Consider the following 13525-nt stretch of genomic DNA (forward strand, 5'->3'; position numbering starts at 1 on the left):
TCGGAGGGCGGCGCTGATGGGCCCGGTGCTGCCGACCCTGCTGCTGATCCTCGCCGGCATCCTGGTCGGTGGGGCCTGGTCGTTGTACCGGCAGGACGCGCCGCGCGGTGCGATCGTGGTCACCGGGCTGCTCGCCGTGCTGGCCACCGTCGGCGGGGTGCTCTGGCTGCTACCCGGGGAGGGCTGATGGGCGCGCACGTCGCCGGTGCCGGCAAGCGGATCGTGGTGCTCGACTACGGCTCGGGCAACCTGCGTTCGGCCGAGCGGGCCCTGGCCCACGCCGGGGCGGACGTGACGGTCACCGCCGACCTGTCCGCCGCCGCCCGGGCCGACGGCCTGGTGGTGCCGGGTGTCGGGGCGTACGCGGCCTGCATGGCCGGGATCGAGGCGTCGGGTGCCGGCCCGGTGATCGCCGAACGGGTCGCCGCGGGCCGCCCGGTGCTCGGCATCTGCGTCGGCATGCAGGTGCTCTTCGCCCACGGCGACGAGCACGGTGTGGTGACCAAGGGGCTGGGGCTGCTGCCGGGCGGGGTGACCCGGCTGCCCGCCGACCGGCTGCCGCACATGGGCTGGAACACGGTGACCCCACCGGACGGGTCGGTGCTCTTCGCCGGGCTGCCCGCCGACAGCCGGTTCTACTTCGTGCACTCCTACGGGGTGCTCGACCAGGCGTCGTTGCGCGAGGCGGGCGCCCGGGTGACCACCGCCCACCACGGCGCGGACTTCGTCGCGGCGGTGGAGTGGGGTCCGCTGTCGGCGGCCCAGTTCCACCCGGAGAAGTCGGCCGAGACCGGTGCCGTGCTGCTGCGCAACTGGCTGGCCACGGTTGACTGAGACGCGCGGCCGCACCGGACCGGGTGCGCGGTGAGTAAGGAGCGGGCCCGTCGGCGGGCCGTCCGGGAGGCGGAGGCGGCCCGCGACCGCGTCGTACGTCAGCGCAAGTTGGCCCGTCGGCAGCGTCGCCGCGCCCTGGTCCGCCGGGCCACCCCGCAGTGGCGGCGGGGCCGGACGGGCCGGCTGGCCCGCCGCACCCGGGGTGAGCGGGCCGCCATCATCGGGTTGACCGCGGCGGCGCTGGCGCTGATCTGGGTGTTCGTCGACGATCTCGCGCTGCGGGTGGTGCTGGTCGTGCTGTTGCTTCTGGTCCTGCCGGCGATCGTGGTGATCGCCCTGGACCGTCGGATCTGAACGAGGAGTAGGAAACGTGACCCTGACCCTGTTGCCTGCCGTGGACGTCGCCGACGGCCAGGCCGTCCGGCTGGTGCAGGGCGCCGCCGGCAGCGAGACCGCCTACGGCGACCCGCTCGACGCGGCGTTGGCCTGGCAGAACGACGGCGCGGAGTGGATCCACCTGGTCGACCTGGACGCCGCCTTCGGCCGGGGCTCCAACGCCGCCCTGCTGGCCGAGGTGGTCGGCAAGCTGGACGTGCGGGTGGAACTCTCCGGTGGCATCCGCGACGACGCGTCGCTGCGCGCCGCGCTGGGCACCGGCGCGGCGCGGGTGAACATCGGCACCGCCGCGTTGGAGGACCCGCAGTGGTGCGACCGGATCTGCGCCGAGTACGGCGACCGGGTGGCGATCGGTCTGGACGTGCGGGGTCGTACCCTCTCGGCGCGGGGCTGGACCCGCGACGGCGGTGACCTGTGGGAGGTGCTGGCCCGGCTGGACGCCGCCGGTGCGTCCCGGTACGTGGTGACCGACATCACCAAGGACGGCACGATGCGCGGGCCGAACCTGGACCTGCTGCGCGAGGTCTGTGCCCGTACCGACGCCCCGGTGATCGCCTCGGGTGGTGTGTCGACCCTGGAGGACCTGCGGGCCCTGGCGACCCTGGAGGAGGCCGGCGTGGAGGGTGTGATCGCCGGTAAGGCGCTGTACGCGGGCGCGTTCACGGTGGCCGAGGCGTTGGCGACGCTGCGGGCCGCGGGGTGACCGACGCGGCGGACCCGGACGACGGGACCGTCACCCGGCTCGGCTCGGGCGGCCCGTGGGAGGCCCGGTACGGCTACTCCCGGGTGGTCCGGGCCGGCCGCTCGGCCTGGACGTCGGGCTGCACGTCGACTGTCGACGGGGTGGTGACGCACGTCGGTGACGCGGCGGCGCAGACCGCCCAGGCGTTGCGCATCGGTCTGTCCGCGCTGGCCGAGGTGGGCGCGGGCCCGACCGACGTGGTGCGGACCCGGATGTACGTGACCGACCGGCTCTTCGTCGACGAGGTGGGCCGGGCGCACCAGGCGGTCTTCGGCGCGGTCCGGCCGGCCGCCACGATGGTGGTGGTGGCCGGCCTGCTCGATCCGGACCATCTGGTCGAGATCGAGTTGGAGGCGCACCTCCCGCCGTCCTGACCGGCCCGGCCGGTCGGTCGGTTCGGGAGACGGGTGTCACTCCCGGCCCAGATAAGTTGTGCGCAATTGAATTGTGGGCTACCTTTGCCGGGTGAGTGACCATCTGGTGTTGCGCGATCAGGTCTGCTTCGCGCTCTATGCGGCCTCCCGGGCGCTCACCGACGTGTACCGGCCCATCCTCGACGAGTTCGGGCTCACCTACCCGCAGTACCTGGTGCTGCTGGTGCTCTGGGAGCGCGGCGACGACCCGCCCACGGTCTCCGAGCTGGGCGCCGCGCTCCGGCTCGACTCCGGCACCCTCTCCCCGCTGCTCAAGCGGCTGGCGGCGGCGGGCCTGGTGGTCCGCACCCGCTCCGCGCTCGACGAGCGGCGGGTGGAGGTGGGGCTGACCGCCGAGGGCGCGGCCCTGCGCCAGCGGATGACCGACGTGCCGCTGCGGGTGGCCTGTTCCACCGGCCTCGACGAGACCGAGCTGGTCGCGTTGCGCGACACCCTCACCCGGGTCACCGAGACGATCCACCGACAGAAGGAGCAGTGATCCCCATGCAGGTGCTCTACACCGCCTCCGCGACGGCCACCGGCGACGGGCGCGACGGCCACGTCCGCACCTCCGACTCCACCCTCGACCTGGACCTGGCCGTGCCGAAGGAGATGGGCGGCGCCGGTGGCGCGGCCAACCCCGAGCAGCTCTTCGCCGCCGGCTACGCGGCCTGCTTCCACTCCGCGCTGCGCGTGGTCGCCCGCCGGGCCAAGGCCGACGTCACCGGCTCGGTCGTCGAGGCCGAGGTCGGTATCGGCGCGAACGGCAGCGGCGGCTTCGGTCTGGCCGTCACCCTGGTGGTGGACCTGCCGGCCGTCGAGCGCGCGGCCGCCCAGCAGCTCGTCGAGGCGGCCCACCAGGTCTGCCCCTACTCCAACGCCACCCGGGGCAACATCGAGGTGACCCTCACCGTGCGCGAGGCCGCTGCGGCCTGACCACCGCACCGGGCCACCACCATCGGGTACGAGAGGACGACACCGTATGACCAGCAACCGTGAGATCCACCTGGCCTCCCGCCCACAGGGCTGGCCGACCGCCGACAACTTCCGCCTCGTCGAGACCGGGGTGCCCACCCCGGGGCCGGGGCAGATCGTGGTCCGCAACCGGTTCATCTCGGTCGACCCGTACATGCGGGGACGGATGAACGACGTGAAGTCCTACGTGCCGCCGTTCGCCCTCGACGCACCGCTCGACGGTGGCGCGGTCGGCGAGGTGGTGGCCGGCGGCGGCGACGGGATCAGCGTCGGCGACACCGTGCTGCACGGGCTCGGCTGGCGGGAGTACGCGCTGCTCGACGCCGGCTCCGCCCGCCGGGTCGACCCCGACCTCGCCCCGGTCACCGCCTACCTGAGCGTGCTCGGGATGACCGGGCTGACCGCGTACGCCGGGTTGCTCGACGTGGCGGCGATGCGGCCGGGGGAGACGGTGTTCGTCTCCGGCGCGGCCGGCGCGGTGGGCAGCATGGTCGGCCAGATCGCCAAGCTCAAGGGGGCTGGCCGGGTGGTCGGCAGCGCCGGCTCGCCGGCCAAGGTGGCCCGGTTGACGGAACTCGGCTTCGACGCCGCCTTCGACTACCACGACGGTCCGGTCCGCGACGCGCTGAAGGCCGCCGCCCCGGACGGGATCGACGTCTACTTCGACAACGTGGGCGGCGAGCACCTGGAGGCGGCGATCGGCGCGATGAACCTGCACGGCCGGGCCGCCATCTGCGGAATGATCGCGCAGTACAACGCGGCCGAGCCGCCGGCCGCGCCGCGCAACCTGGCGCTGGTCATCGGCAAGCGGCTCACCCTGCGCGGTTTCCTGGTCGGCGACCACGGCGGCCTGCGCGAGCAGTTCGTCACCGAGGTCGCCGGCTGGCTGCGCGAGGGGAAGCTCTCCTACGACGAGACGATCGTCGACGGCATCGAGAACGCCCCCGACGCGTTCCTCGGCCTGCTGCGCGGCGAAAACCTCGGCAAAATGCTCGTCCGCCTCTAACCCCCCCCGCCCCCGCCCCCGGCCCCCTGGCCGTGGTGATCAAGAGGTTCGCGTCACGCTTCGAGATCGAACTGACGCAAACCTCTTGATCACCGGCGGGGTGGCGGGTTTGGCGCGCGGGCGGGGCAGGGCGGGTGCGGGGGCGTTGGATAGGCTCGGGGCATGACGGTGGCGGTGCGGGTGATCCCGTGTCTGGACGTGGACGCCGGTCGGGTGGTCAAGGGGGTCAACTTCCTCGACCTGCGCGACGCCGGTGACCCGGTGGAGCTGGCGGCCGCGTACGACCGGGCCGGCGCGGACGAGTTGACCTTCCTGGACGTCACCGCCTCCTCCAGCGACCGGGGCACCATGCTCGACGTGGTACGCCGCACCGCCGAGTCGGTGTTCATCCCGCTCACCGTCGGCGGTGGGGTACGCCAGGTCGCCGACGTGGACACCCTGCTGCGCGCCGGGGCCGACAAGGTGGGGGTGAACACCGCCGCCATCGCCCGCCCCGAGCTGATCGCCGAGATCGCCGACCGGTTCGGCCGGCAGGTGCTGGTGCTCTCGCTGGACGTCCGACGGGCGCCCGCCGGCACCACCCCCAGCGGTTTCGAGGTCACCACCCACGGTGGCCGCCGGGGCACCGGGCTCGACGCGGTCGAGTGGGCGGCGCGCGTGGCCGAGCTGGGCGCGGGGGAGATCCTGCTCAACTCGATGGATGCCGACGGCACCAAGGCCGGCTTCGACCTGACCCTGATCGAGGCGGTCCGGGCGGTGGTCGACGTGCCGGTGATCGCCAGCGGCGGCGCCGGCCGGGTGGCGCACTTCCCGCCCGCGATCGGCGCGGGCGCCGACGCGGTGCTGGCCGCCAGCGTCTTCCACTTCGGCGAGCTGACCGTCGGCGAGGTCAAGGACGCCCTGCGCGACGCGGGCCACCCCGTCCGCTGACCCGCGCCCGCCCGGGCCACACCGCCCGTGCCGACCCGGGTGGGCGGCTCAGCGGCGGCGCGGGCCGGCTCAGCGCCCGCTCTGCCCCTCGGGCGAGCGGCGGGGGGCCGGGATCGAGCGGACCACGTACTCCTGGACGGCGGCGGCGTGCTCCTCCTCGGCCAGTTGCCAGTCGGCGCTGCCCGGGGCGTGCCGCCGGACGAGCACCCCCTGCATGCTGTCGACCGTGCCCCCCACCCCGGCCCGGGGTCGGGTACGCCAGAGCTGCTCACCGTCCGGGGTGATCCGGAACCAGCCGTCGGAGACGGTGACCAGCCCCGCGCCGACCAGCCGCCGGACCGCTGTCTCCACGTCCTGTCGTTCGGGTATCGCCTGGTTGAGGTGGTCGGCGGTGGACAGCACGTCGGTGAGCCGTACCCCTTCCGGGCGGCGGGAATCCGCCGCCCGCCGGTGCCGTCCGGCCCCGCTGGCGATCACCAGTGACACGAAGATCCAGGCGTCCGTCCAGCGCCACGCGTTCTCCCCCATGCACGAATGATGCCCGTAGGTGTCCGTTGAGGAAACACCTACTTTCCCCCTGTCCTGTCAGCGCAGCTCAGCGTGCCCACGTGCGGACGCAGCGCCGCACGGCGGGGTGGGAACCGGTGCCGGGGCACCGGATCGCGGGGCGGTGGGGGCCGCCGCCGGCGGGTCGGGAAGCGCGAGGCGGGGGATGAAGAACTGGGCCAGCGGGCCGATGCCGAGCGCGTACGCGACGGTGCCCACGCCGACCGTGCCGCCGAGCAGCCAGCCCAGGGCCAGCACGGTGACCTCGATCACGGTGCGGACGAACCGGACCGAGCGGCCCGGCCGGCGGGCGACGTACCCGGTCATCAGGCCGTCGCGGGGGCCGGGGCCGAGCCGGGCACCGAGGTAGAGGCCGGTGGCGGCGCCGTTGGCGACGATGCCGCCGATCAGCAGGGCGATCCGGGCGGGCAGCGGCCACCCGGCCGGCAGCAGGGCCACCGTGGCGTCCACCACCAATCCGATCACCAGCACGTTGCTCACCGTGCCGAGCCCGGGTCGTTGCCGCAGCGGGATCCAGAGCAGCAGCACCACCGCGCCGACCGCGATGGTCACGGTGCCGAACGACAGGCCGGTCTGCCGGGACAACCCCTGGTGGAAGACGTCCCACGGGTCCAGCCCGAGCCCGGAACGGATCATCATGGCCATGCTGACCCCGTAGAGGACCAGCCCGGCGTAGAGCTGGGTGAGCCGGCGGCCGGGCCGGTGCCGGAGATTGCCAATCGGAGCCATGCATGCCACCCTAGGGTCCAATATCGCCCACTGAAGAGCCAATTCCGAAGGGGTGGCCGTGACCAGCCAGGTGCGAGGGGTCCAATTGGCGCGGTTGCTCGGGCAGTGGCATGCGCTGCCCGGTCGCCGTCGCAGCCCCGACTACGCCGCGCTCGCCGCCGCCGTCCGGGGTCTGCTCGCCGACGGCCGGCTCCCCCTGGGGGTACGCCTGCCGGCCGAACGGGAGTTGGCCGAGGCGCTGCGGATCAGCCGTACCACGGTCACCGCCGCGTACCGGCAGCTGCGGGAGACCGGCCACCTGGCCAGCCGGCGCGGTGCGGGGAGCTGGACCATGCTGCCCGGCACCCACCGGGTCGCCAGCACCGGCCTGTGGACCCCGCTGGACGACCGCGACATGATCGACCTCGGGGTGGCCGCGTTGGCCGCCCCACCCGAACTGGTCCCGGCCGCCCGCGCCGCGGTGGAGGACCTGCCCCGGTACCTGTCCGGCGCGGGCTACCACCCGACCGGCATCATCGAGCTGCGCGAGGCGGTCGCCCGGGCGTACACCGAGCGGGGGCTGCCCACCAGCGCCGAGCAGATCATGGTGACCAGCGGCACCCAGCACGCGTTGGACCTGGTGCTGCGGCTGGCCCTGGTGCCCGGCGGGAACGTCCTGGTCGAATCGCCCACCTACCCGAACGCGCTCGCCGCGCTGGCCGCCCGGCGGGCCCGGATCACCACCCACGGCCTCGCCGTCGACGGGATCGGGTGGGACGCCGACCTGCTGCTGGGCAGCGTCCGGCAGACCCGGCCGAAACTGGCCTACCTGATCCCCGAGTTCCACAACCCGACCGGGCACCTGATGGCCGCCGAGCTGCGGGAGCGGCTGGTCGCCACCGCCCACGCCGCCGGCACCGACCTGGTCGTCGACGAGTCCTTCGTGGACCTGCCGCTGGACGGCACGCCGCTGCCCCCGCCGATGGCCGTGTTCGACAGGCACTCCCGGGTGATCTCCATCGGCGGGATGAGCAAGCCCTACTGGGGTGGCCTGCGGATCGGCTGGGTCCGCGCCTCGGCCCCGCAGGTGCAGCGGCTCGCCGCCGCGCGGGTCGGGGTGGACATGGCCAGTCCGGTGCTCGACCAACTGGTGGCGGTGCACCTGCTCGCCCAGGCCCCGGCCATCGTCGCGGCCCGCCGGGCGCAACTGGTCACCCAGCGCGACGCGCTGCTCGCCGTGCTGGCCGAACGGCTGCCGGACTGGCGCTTCGACGTCCCCCGGGGCGGCGTCACGCTCTGGGTCGAGCTGGACGGCCCGATCTCCAGCGCGCTGGCCCGCGCGGCCGAGGAGGTCGGCGTACGGCTGGCGCCCGGTCCCCGGTTCGGCCTGGACGGCACCCTGGAACGGTTCCTGCGGCTGCCCTTCACGCTGCCCGTCGCCGACCTGGTGGAGGCGGTCGGCCGGCTGGCCGCGATCCGCTACGACCTCGACCGGGGCGCGGGTCGCCCGCGCTGGCGGGAACCGGCCGTCATCGCCTGACCGGCCGCCCGCGACGTTCCGCCGACCCGGGCCTCGACCGCACCGGGCGGGCCATCCGTCGCCGTCGGTCGGCCGGGTCGCCGGTCGGGGCGAACCGGCCTGACCGGGCGGCCCCGGCTGGGAGACTGCCGGTGTGGGTGGCCCGGGACGGTGGCACGGGATCCGGCCCGGTGCGCCCGGCTCCCGGACCACCCGGCTGGAGCTCTTCTACGACCTGGTCTTCGTCTTCGCGTTCTTCACCGTCACCGCGCTGACCTCACAGGAGCCCACCGGGGCCAACCTGCTGCGCTGCCTGCTGGTGCTGGGCCTGCTGTGGTGGTGCTGGACCGGTTTCGCGGGCCTGGGCAACGCGGTCCGCGCCGACCAGGGACCGCTGCCGCTGCTCGGCTTCCTCACCGTCACCGCCACCTTCCTGCTGGCGCTGAGCATGCCGGGGGCGTTCGTCGACGAGCCGGGCGGGCTGAACGGCCCACTGGTCTTCGCCGGCTGCTACTTCCTCGTCCGGGCCTGCCAACTGGGGGTCTTCGGGGTGCTGGCCCGGGGCGACCCGGCCCGGTGGCGGCAGTGGACCCGGCTCGCGCTGCTGCCGGTGGCCGCCACGGCGCTGCTGGTCGCCTCCGCGCTGCTGCCCCACCGGGTCGCCGCCGACGGCACCGCGACCGTCCTGCAACTCACCCTCTGGACGCTGGCCCTGCTGGTGGAGTACGTGGCCGGGATCCGCCTCGGCGGGACCTACTGGGCGGTGCTCTCCGCCGGGCACTGGGCCGAACGGCACGCCCTGATGGTGCTGATCGCGCTCGGCGAGTCGATCATCGCGCTCGGCGTCGGCCCGAAGTTCGTCACCGGCCTGCCGCTGACCTGGCCGGTGGTGATCGCCGCGGTGTTCGGCATCGCCGTCGCGTCGGTGCTGTGGTGGGCCTACTTCGACACCCTGGCGCTCGCCCTGGAGCAGGCGTTGCACGGCAGCCGCGATCCGGTGGGCAGGGCCCGGTTGGCCCGCGACGTCTACACCTACCTGCACCTGCCGATCATCGCCGGGGTGATCTTCTTCGCCCTCGGCCTCAAGGACCTGCTGGCCGAGGTGGCCGACCCGGACACCCCGACCTGGGGGGTGCCGCTGGGCGGCTTCTGGGTGCTGGTGCTCTGGGGCGGGGTGGGCCTCTACCTGCTCAGCCTCGTGGCCTGCGAGCTGCGGGCGACCCGGGTGCTGCGCTGGCCGCCGGTGCTGGCGGTGCTGGCCCTGGCGGCGCTCGCCCCGGCCGGGGCCTGGGTGCCCGAGGTGGGCGCGTTGGCCCTGCTGGCGCTGGTCTGTGTGGTGCTGGCCGCGGTGCAGACCCGCAGCCAGGGCCGCCGTCGGCGGCGGGTGCGCCGGCTGGCCCTGGCGCAGGAGGAGGCCGTCGAGGAGGCACAGAGCCGGTGGCGTCACGAGCACCTGTGACCGGCCGGCGGCCGTGTCCCGGGACGGGGGGACACGGCCGCCGGCCGGTCGGCGGGGCTCAGATCTCGGCCAGGCTGCCCTCGTACATCCGGTCGATCTCGGCGGCGAAGTTGCTCTCCACACCGCGCCGCTTGATCTTCAGCGAGGGGGTCATCTCGCCGTCCTCGATGGTCAGGTCGCGGGGCAGGACGGTCACCTTCTTGATCGTCTCCCAGCGGTTGAGCCTGGTGTTGAGCTGGGCGACGTGCTCCTCGACCATCGCGCGGGCCTCGGGCGAGGCGACGATCTCGGCGTAGTCGCGCCCCTGGAGCGGACCGCCCGCCGCCCAGCCCCGGATCGCGTCCGGGTCCAGGCTGACCAGCATGGTGCAGTAGTTGCGGGCCTGGCCGATGACGATCGCCTGCGAGGTGTACGGGCAGATGGCCTTGAACATGCCCTCGATGTGCGACGGCGCGACGTACTTGCCGCCGGAGGTCTTGACCAGGTCCTTCTTACGGTCGGTGATGCGCAGGTAGCCGTCGTCGTCGAGGCTGCCGATGTCACCGGTACGGAAGAAGCCGTCCTCGGTGAACGCGGCGGCCGTCTCCTCGGGCAGGTTGTGGTAGCCGCGCATGACCGGCCGGCCGCGTACCAGGATCTCCCCGTCGGTGTCGATCCGGCACTCCAGGTCGCCCATCGCCCGGCCGACCGTGCCGATCCGCAGCCCGTCGGGCGGGTTGACGAAGTTGCCGGCGCTGGTCTCGGTCAGGCCGTACCCCTCGGAGATCGGCAGGTTGGCCGCGGCGAAGAAGGTGGCGATCTCGGCGCTCAGCGGGGCCGCGCCCGAGACGAGCACCCGGATCCGGCCGCCGAGGCGGGCCTGAAGCTTGCTGAACACCAGCTTCTCGGCCACCGCGTACTTGGCCTTCAGCATGCCCGGCACCGGCCGGCCGGCCTGCTCCAGGGCGACCTTCCGCTTGCCGACCTCGACCCCCCAGGCGAAGATCTTCGCCTTGGCGCCCCCGGCGTCCTGCGCGGTGGTGACCGCCTTGTTGTAGACCTTCTCGTAGACCCGGGGCGCCCCGCACATCAGCGTCGGCCGGATCACCCCGAGCAGCTCGACGAGCTTGTCCACCCGGCCGTCGACGTAGGTGGGCAGGCCGACGTGCGTCGAGCCGCAGAGCAGCGTCTTGCCGAACGAGTGCGACAGCGGCAACCACAGGTACTGCACGTCGTCGTCGCGCAGCAGGCCCGTCTCCGCCTGCACCACCCCCTCCCAGCACCAGCCACCGTGCAGCAGCTCGACCCCCTTCGGCCGGCCGGTGGTGCCCGAGGTGTAGATCAGCGTGGCCAGGTGCTCGGGGCCGACCGGGGCGATCAGCCGGTCCACCAGGCCCGGGTCCGCGGCGAGCGCCCGCGCGCCCTGCTCCTCCAGCTCGGCCAGGGTGAGCTGGGGCACGGCGGCGGTCGGGTCGGGGGTGCCGTCGAAGAGGACCACGTGGGTCAGCGCGGGCAGCTGCGCGCCGGACACCTTGGCCGCCTGGGCCGGGTTCTCGGCGAACAGCACCCGCGAGCCGGAGTCGGCGATGATGTACGTCGCGTCCTGCGGCTCGGTGGTGGGGTAGACGGTGGTGGTCGCGCCGCCCGCGCACATGATGCCGAAGTCGGCGATGATCCAGTCCAGCCGGGTGTTGGCCAGGATCGCCACCGGGTCCTCCAGCCCGACCCCGAGCCCGTGCAGGCCGGCGGCGACCGCGTCGGCCCGCTGGCCGACCTGCGCCCAGGTCAACCAGACCGGCCCCGAGTCGTCCGCCGCCGGGTGGGCGAAGGCGCGCTGGTCGGGGGTGGCGGCCACCCGCTTGCGGAACATATCGGGGATGGAACGGTAAGGGACATCGAGAGCCATCGAGGTTGCCGCCTTCGGGGGTGGGTGACGTGACGGGGGTCACGTCGCTCTGCGGTTACCGAAGGGTATTGCCTGCACCCGGGCATCGGCTAGCCCTCGAACCTGTGAGGCGGCTGAGTCCCGCCGGACGGCCCGGCGTACCGGTCCGCCCGCATCGACCAGTCGTAGGTGGCGCGTAGCCAGGCGCGGCGGGCCGCCAGATAGGGCGTCACCGCCGGCCCGGCATGCGCGACCAGGGCCGCCTCCCGCACCAGGTAGCCGGCCAGCCCGTCGTTGAACCAGCCGGCGGCCAGTTGGAAGGCCGCCGCCTCGTCCCGCCCGTGCTGCACGGCCAGGACGGTCACCAGGTTGTGCGGGTCGGCCGCCGCGTCCCGTTCCTTGCGGTAGGAGAACAGGTCGTTGCACCAGCAGACCAGGTCGACGGCGAGGTCGTCCAGGGCGAGCAGCGCCGGATCGACCCGCCGGGCCGGGGCGGGCGGGTGGCCGTACGCCAGGTCGGTGAGGGTGAGACTGGGGCGTACGCCACCGGTGTGCCGGCGCATCTGGCGGTACTCGGCCAGCCCGGGGACCCGGCGGCGCTCCCGGTTGGTGGCCTCCCACAGCAGTGCCAGCAGGTACTCCCGCAGTTGGCTCACCAGGCGCAGCAGCAGGGTGGGGCGGCGCTGGTCGACCACCCGCCGGCACAGGTCGGCCAGCGCGACGCCGAGTGCCCCGGCCGGCGTGTCCCGGTCGCCCGGGGGAACACCGTCGCCGACCGATCCGCCCCGGCCGGTCGACGCCCCGGCCGATCCGCTCTGGCGGGTCGACGTCCCGGCCGATCCGCCCTGGCTGGTCGACGCCCCGGCTGATCCGCCCCGGCCGGGCCACGCGCCGGCGTCGGTCGGCCCGCCGTGCCGGTCGAGCACGTCCAGCAGTGCGGCGACCGTCGGCGCGAGGGTGGCCGGCGCGCTGCCCAGGCCGTCGTCGTCGCAGACGTCGTCCATCACGAACAGCCAGGAGAACAGGTCGGTGAGCAGTCGCAGCCGGGTGACCGGGGCCTGCGGGCAGGCCCGTCCGGCCAGTTCGGCCGCGCCGGCCCGGTGCAGCCGGGAGGTCGACGGTCCGGCCCCGACCAGGCCCTGCCCCCGGGCCCACTCCAGGCTCTCCGCCGCCACCCGGTCGGTGGCGACGTGCCGGCGGCTGACGAACGGTGGCTCGTACAGGGCCGAGACGTCGAAGCTTCGCATGGCGTCCCCAGTCGGCCGCCCTCCACGGGCGACGTCGCCGGAGAGTACGGCAAAGAGATCGACATCAGTCGTTGTCAGGGCGGTCGGGGTGACCGATTCCACCCCTGTTGCGAACAGCGACGCTCCTCACTGCGCCAGGTGATCAACCGGCCGCACAGGGTGTCCGCCGCAGTGGTCCCGCCGGACGGCCCGACGGAGGCGACGCGGGGCTCACAACCCCAGCGCGGCCGTCCGCAGCCGCTCGGTCAGCGCCGGTGGGCCGTCGAGCTGGACCCGGGCCACCCGCTGCCGGCCGGACAGGAAGAGCACCAGCTCACCGGGGGGCCCGACCAGCCGTACCCGGTCACTGCCCCGGCCGGCGGTCAGCTCGCCGTGGCCGGGGGCCTGCACCAGCAGGTGCGCCGGGAAACGTCGGGCCCGGGTCCGGGTCAGCAGGGACACCGGCTTCCACAGCCGGGCGGCCAGCCCCGCCGGGACGTCCCGGGGGTGCCAACCCGGGCGGGCCCGCCGGACGTCCTCGTGGTGGATGAAGAACTCCATCGTGTTGGCCAGCTCGTCGGTCAGCGGATTGCTGACCGGGCTCCACACCGGGGGCCGGCGCACCTGGTCGACCAGTTCCGGCCAGGGGCGGGCGGCGACCCGCAGCCGCACCCGCTCGGCGTACCCGTGCAGGGGCGGCAGCAGGATGCCGCCGGCGGCGTCGGGGCGGCGCTCCCGCACCACCAGGTGGGCGGCGAGGTCCCGGGCGGTCCACCCCTCGTTGAGGGTGGGGGCGTCCGGGCCCACTTCCAGCATCAGGTCGGCGAGCGCCTCGCGCTCCGCTCGGGCGTACCGCGGCATGCAGCGATCGTAGGTCGGCGGGCCG

At 74.2% G+C, this 13525-nt stretch carries 16 protein-coding genes; 11 read left to right on the forward strand and 5 right to left on the reverse strand.

Going from position 1 to position 13525, the window contains the following annotated elements; all coding sequences use genetic code 11:
• Nucleotides 1–16 precede the first annotated feature (16 nt).
• The 9 genes from ACN265_RS07575 to hisF all read left to right on the forward strand — a co-directional run bounded on the left by ACN265_RS07575 (nucleotide 17) and on the right by hisF (nucleotide 5296).
• Nucleotides 17–187 carry a hypothetical protein gene (locus ACN265_RS07575; RefSeq protein WP_168222542.1) on the forward strand — a complete coding sequence of 57 codons (171 nt, stop codon included), beginning with the start codon at nucleotides 17–19 and terminating at the stop codon, nucleotides 185–187.
• Nucleotides 187–834, forward strand: coding sequence for an imidazole glycerol phosphate synthase subunit HisH (hisH, locus tag ACN265_RS07580; RefSeq protein ID WP_421406517.1), 648 nt, complete (start codon nucleotides 187–189; stop codon nucleotides 832–834). Before ACN265_RS07575 ends, hisH begins: the two co-directional genes overlap by 1 nt.
• Nucleotides 835–864: 30 nt before the next feature.
• On the forward strand, nucleotides 865–1188 hold the full coding sequence (locus ACN265_RS07585; RefSeq protein ID WP_420118201.1) for a hypothetical protein: 324 nt from the start codon (nucleotides 865–867) through the stop codon (nucleotides 1186–1188).
• A 16-nt stretch (nucleotides 1189–1204) separates the two neighbouring features.
• Nucleotides 1205–1933 (forward strand): bifunctional 1-(5-phosphoribosyl)-5-((5-phosphoribosylamino)methylideneamino)imidazole-4-carboxamide isomerase/phosphoribosylanthranilate isomerase PriA, encoded by a 729-nt coding sequence (gene priA / locus ACN265_RS07590; RefSeq protein ID WP_204927740.1) that lies wholly within the window; start codon nucleotides 1205–1207, stop codon nucleotides 1931–1933.
• Nucleotides 1930–2346 (forward strand): RidA family protein, encoded by a 417-nt coding sequence (locus ACN265_RS07595; RefSeq protein WP_088643062.1) that lies wholly within the window; start codon nucleotides 1930–1932, stop codon nucleotides 2344–2346. The genes priA and ACN265_RS07595 overlap by 4 nt, the downstream gene beginning before the upstream one ends.
• Before the next feature lie 91 nt (nucleotides 2347–2437).
• On the forward strand, nucleotides 2438–2884 hold the full coding sequence (locus ACN265_RS07600; RefSeq protein WP_204927738.1) for a MarR family winged helix-turn-helix transcriptional regulator: 447 nt from the start codon (nucleotides 2438–2440) through the stop codon (nucleotides 2882–2884).
• A 5-nt stretch (nucleotides 2885–2889) separates the two neighbouring features.
• Nucleotides 2890–3321 (forward strand): organic hydroperoxide resistance protein, encoded by a 432-nt coding sequence (locus ACN265_RS07605; protein WP_420118203.1) that lies wholly within the window; start codon nucleotides 2890–2892, stop codon nucleotides 3319–3321.
• Nucleotides 3322–3367: 46 nt separating this feature from the next.
• The gene (locus ACN265_RS07610; RefSeq protein ID WP_420118202.1) at nucleotides 3368–4366 is read left to right on the forward strand and encodes an NADP-dependent oxidoreductase; all 999 of its coding nucleotides are present in this window, start codon (nucleotides 3368–3370) and stop codon (nucleotides 4364–4366) included.
• A gap of 162 nt (nucleotides 4367–4528) precedes the next feature.
• Nucleotides 4529–5296 carry an imidazole glycerol phosphate synthase subunit HisF gene (gene hisF / locus ACN265_RS07615; protein ID WP_204927735.1) on the forward strand — a complete coding sequence of 256 codons (768 nt, stop codon included), beginning with the start codon at nucleotides 4529–4531 and terminating at the stop codon, nucleotides 5294–5296.
• Between the two features lie 69 nt (nucleotides 5297–5365).
• Here hisF and ACN265_RS07620 read toward each other — a convergent pair whose 3' ends face one another.
• Both ACN265_RS07620 and ACN265_RS07625 read right to left on the reverse strand, forming a co-directional pair.
• The gene (locus ACN265_RS07620) at nucleotides 5366–5824 is read right to left on the reverse strand and encodes a hypothetical protein (RefSeq protein WP_145920959.1); all 459 of its coding nucleotides are present in this window, start codon (nucleotides 5822–5824) and stop codon (nucleotides 5366–5368) included.
• Between the two features lie 57 nt (nucleotides 5825–5881).
• Nucleotides 5882–6592, reverse strand: coding sequence for a YczE/YyaS/YitT family protein (locus tag ACN265_RS07625; protein WP_421406521.1), 711 nt, complete (start codon nucleotides 6590–6592; stop codon nucleotides 5882–5884).
• A gap of 58 nt (nucleotides 6593–6650) precedes the next feature.
• On the opposite strand from ACN265_RS07625, the gene ACN265_RS07630 reads away from it, so the two are divergent.
• On the forward strand, nucleotides 6651–8111 hold the full coding sequence (locus tag ACN265_RS07630) for a PLP-dependent aminotransferase family protein (RefSeq protein WP_088643138.1): 1461 nt from the start codon (nucleotides 6651–6653) through the stop codon (nucleotides 8109–8111).
• Between the two features lie 133 nt (nucleotides 8112–8244).
• Nucleotides 8245–9549 (forward strand): low temperature requirement protein A, encoded by a 1305-nt coding sequence (locus ACN265_RS07635; protein ID WP_421406523.1) that lies wholly within the window; start codon nucleotides 8245–8247, stop codon nucleotides 9547–9549.
• Nucleotides 9550–9607: 58 nt separating this feature from the next.
• On the opposite strand, the gene ACN265_RS07640 is transcribed toward ACN265_RS07635, so the two are convergent.
• The 3 genes from ACN265_RS07640 to ACN265_RS07650 form a co-directional block, all read right to left on the reverse strand.
• Nucleotides 9608–11434: an AMP-dependent synthetase/ligase gene (locus ACN265_RS07640; RefSeq protein ID WP_420117525.1), complete on the reverse strand. Its 1827-nt coding sequence runs from the start codon at nucleotides 11432–11434 to the stop codon at nucleotides 9608–9610.
• Nucleotides 11435–11523: 89 nt separating this feature from the next.
• Nucleotides 11524–12660, reverse strand: a complete 1137-nt coding sequence (locus tag ACN265_RS07645; protein ID WP_421406525.1) for a terpene synthase family protein — start codon at nucleotides 12658–12660, stop codon at nucleotides 11524–11526.
• A gap of 210 nt (nucleotides 12661–12870) precedes the next feature.
• On the reverse strand, nucleotides 12871–13500 hold the full coding sequence (locus ACN265_RS07650; protein ID WP_421406526.1) for a TIGR03085 family metal-binding protein: 630 nt from the start codon (nucleotides 13498–13500) through the stop codon (nucleotides 12871–12873).
• Nucleotides 13501–13525: the final 25 nt, after the last annotated feature.

Origin of the sequence: Micromonospora sp. WMMD730, assembly GCF_049178955.1 — a bacterium.
GTDB lineage: Bacteria > Actinomycetota > Actinomycetes > Mycobacteriales > Micromonosporaceae > Micromonospora > Micromonospora wenchangensis.

Excerpts from the sequence above, each read along its gene's own strand:
- ACN265_RS07605 (WP_420118203.1), top strand. The coding sequence starts at position 2,890 with ATGCAGGTGCTCTACACCGCCTCCGCGACGGCCACCGGCGACGGGCGC.
- hisF (WP_204927735.1), top strand. The coding sequence starts at position 4,529 with ATGACGGTGGCGGTGCGGGTGATCCCGTGTCTGGACGTGGACGCCGGT.
- ACN265_RS07645 (WP_421406525.1), bottom strand. The coding sequence starts at position 12,660 with ATGCGAAGCTTCGACGTCTCGGCCCTGTACGAGCCACCGTTCGTCAGC.
- ACN265_RS07640 (WP_420117525.1), bottom strand. The coding sequence starts at position 11,434 with ATGGCTCTCGATGTCCCTTACCGTTCCATCCCCGATATGTTCCGCAAG.
- ACN265_RS07625 (WP_421406521.1), bottom strand. The coding sequence starts at position 6,592 with ATGGCTCCGATTGGCAATCTCCGGCACCGGCCCGGCCGCCGGCTCACC.
- hisH (WP_421406517.1), top strand. The coding sequence starts at position 187 with ATGGGCGCGCACGTCGCCGGTGCCGGCAAGCGGATCGTGGTGCTCGAC.
- ACN265_RS07650 (WP_421406526.1), bottom strand. The coding sequence starts at position 13,500 with ATGCCGCGGTACGCCCGAGCGGAGCGCGAGGCGCTCGCCGACCTGATG.
- ACN265_RS07620 (WP_145920959.1), bottom strand. The coding sequence starts at position 5,824 with ATGGGGGAGAACGCGTGGCGCTGGACGGACGCCTGGATCTTCGTGTCA.
- ACN265_RS07610 (WP_420118202.1), top strand. The coding sequence starts at position 3,368 with ATGACCAGCAACCGTGAGATCCACCTGGCCTCCCGCCCACAGGGCTGG.
- ACN265_RS07575 (WP_168222542.1), top strand. The coding sequence starts at position 17 with ATGGGCCCGGTGCTGCCGACCCTGCTGCTGATCCTCGCCGGCATCCTG.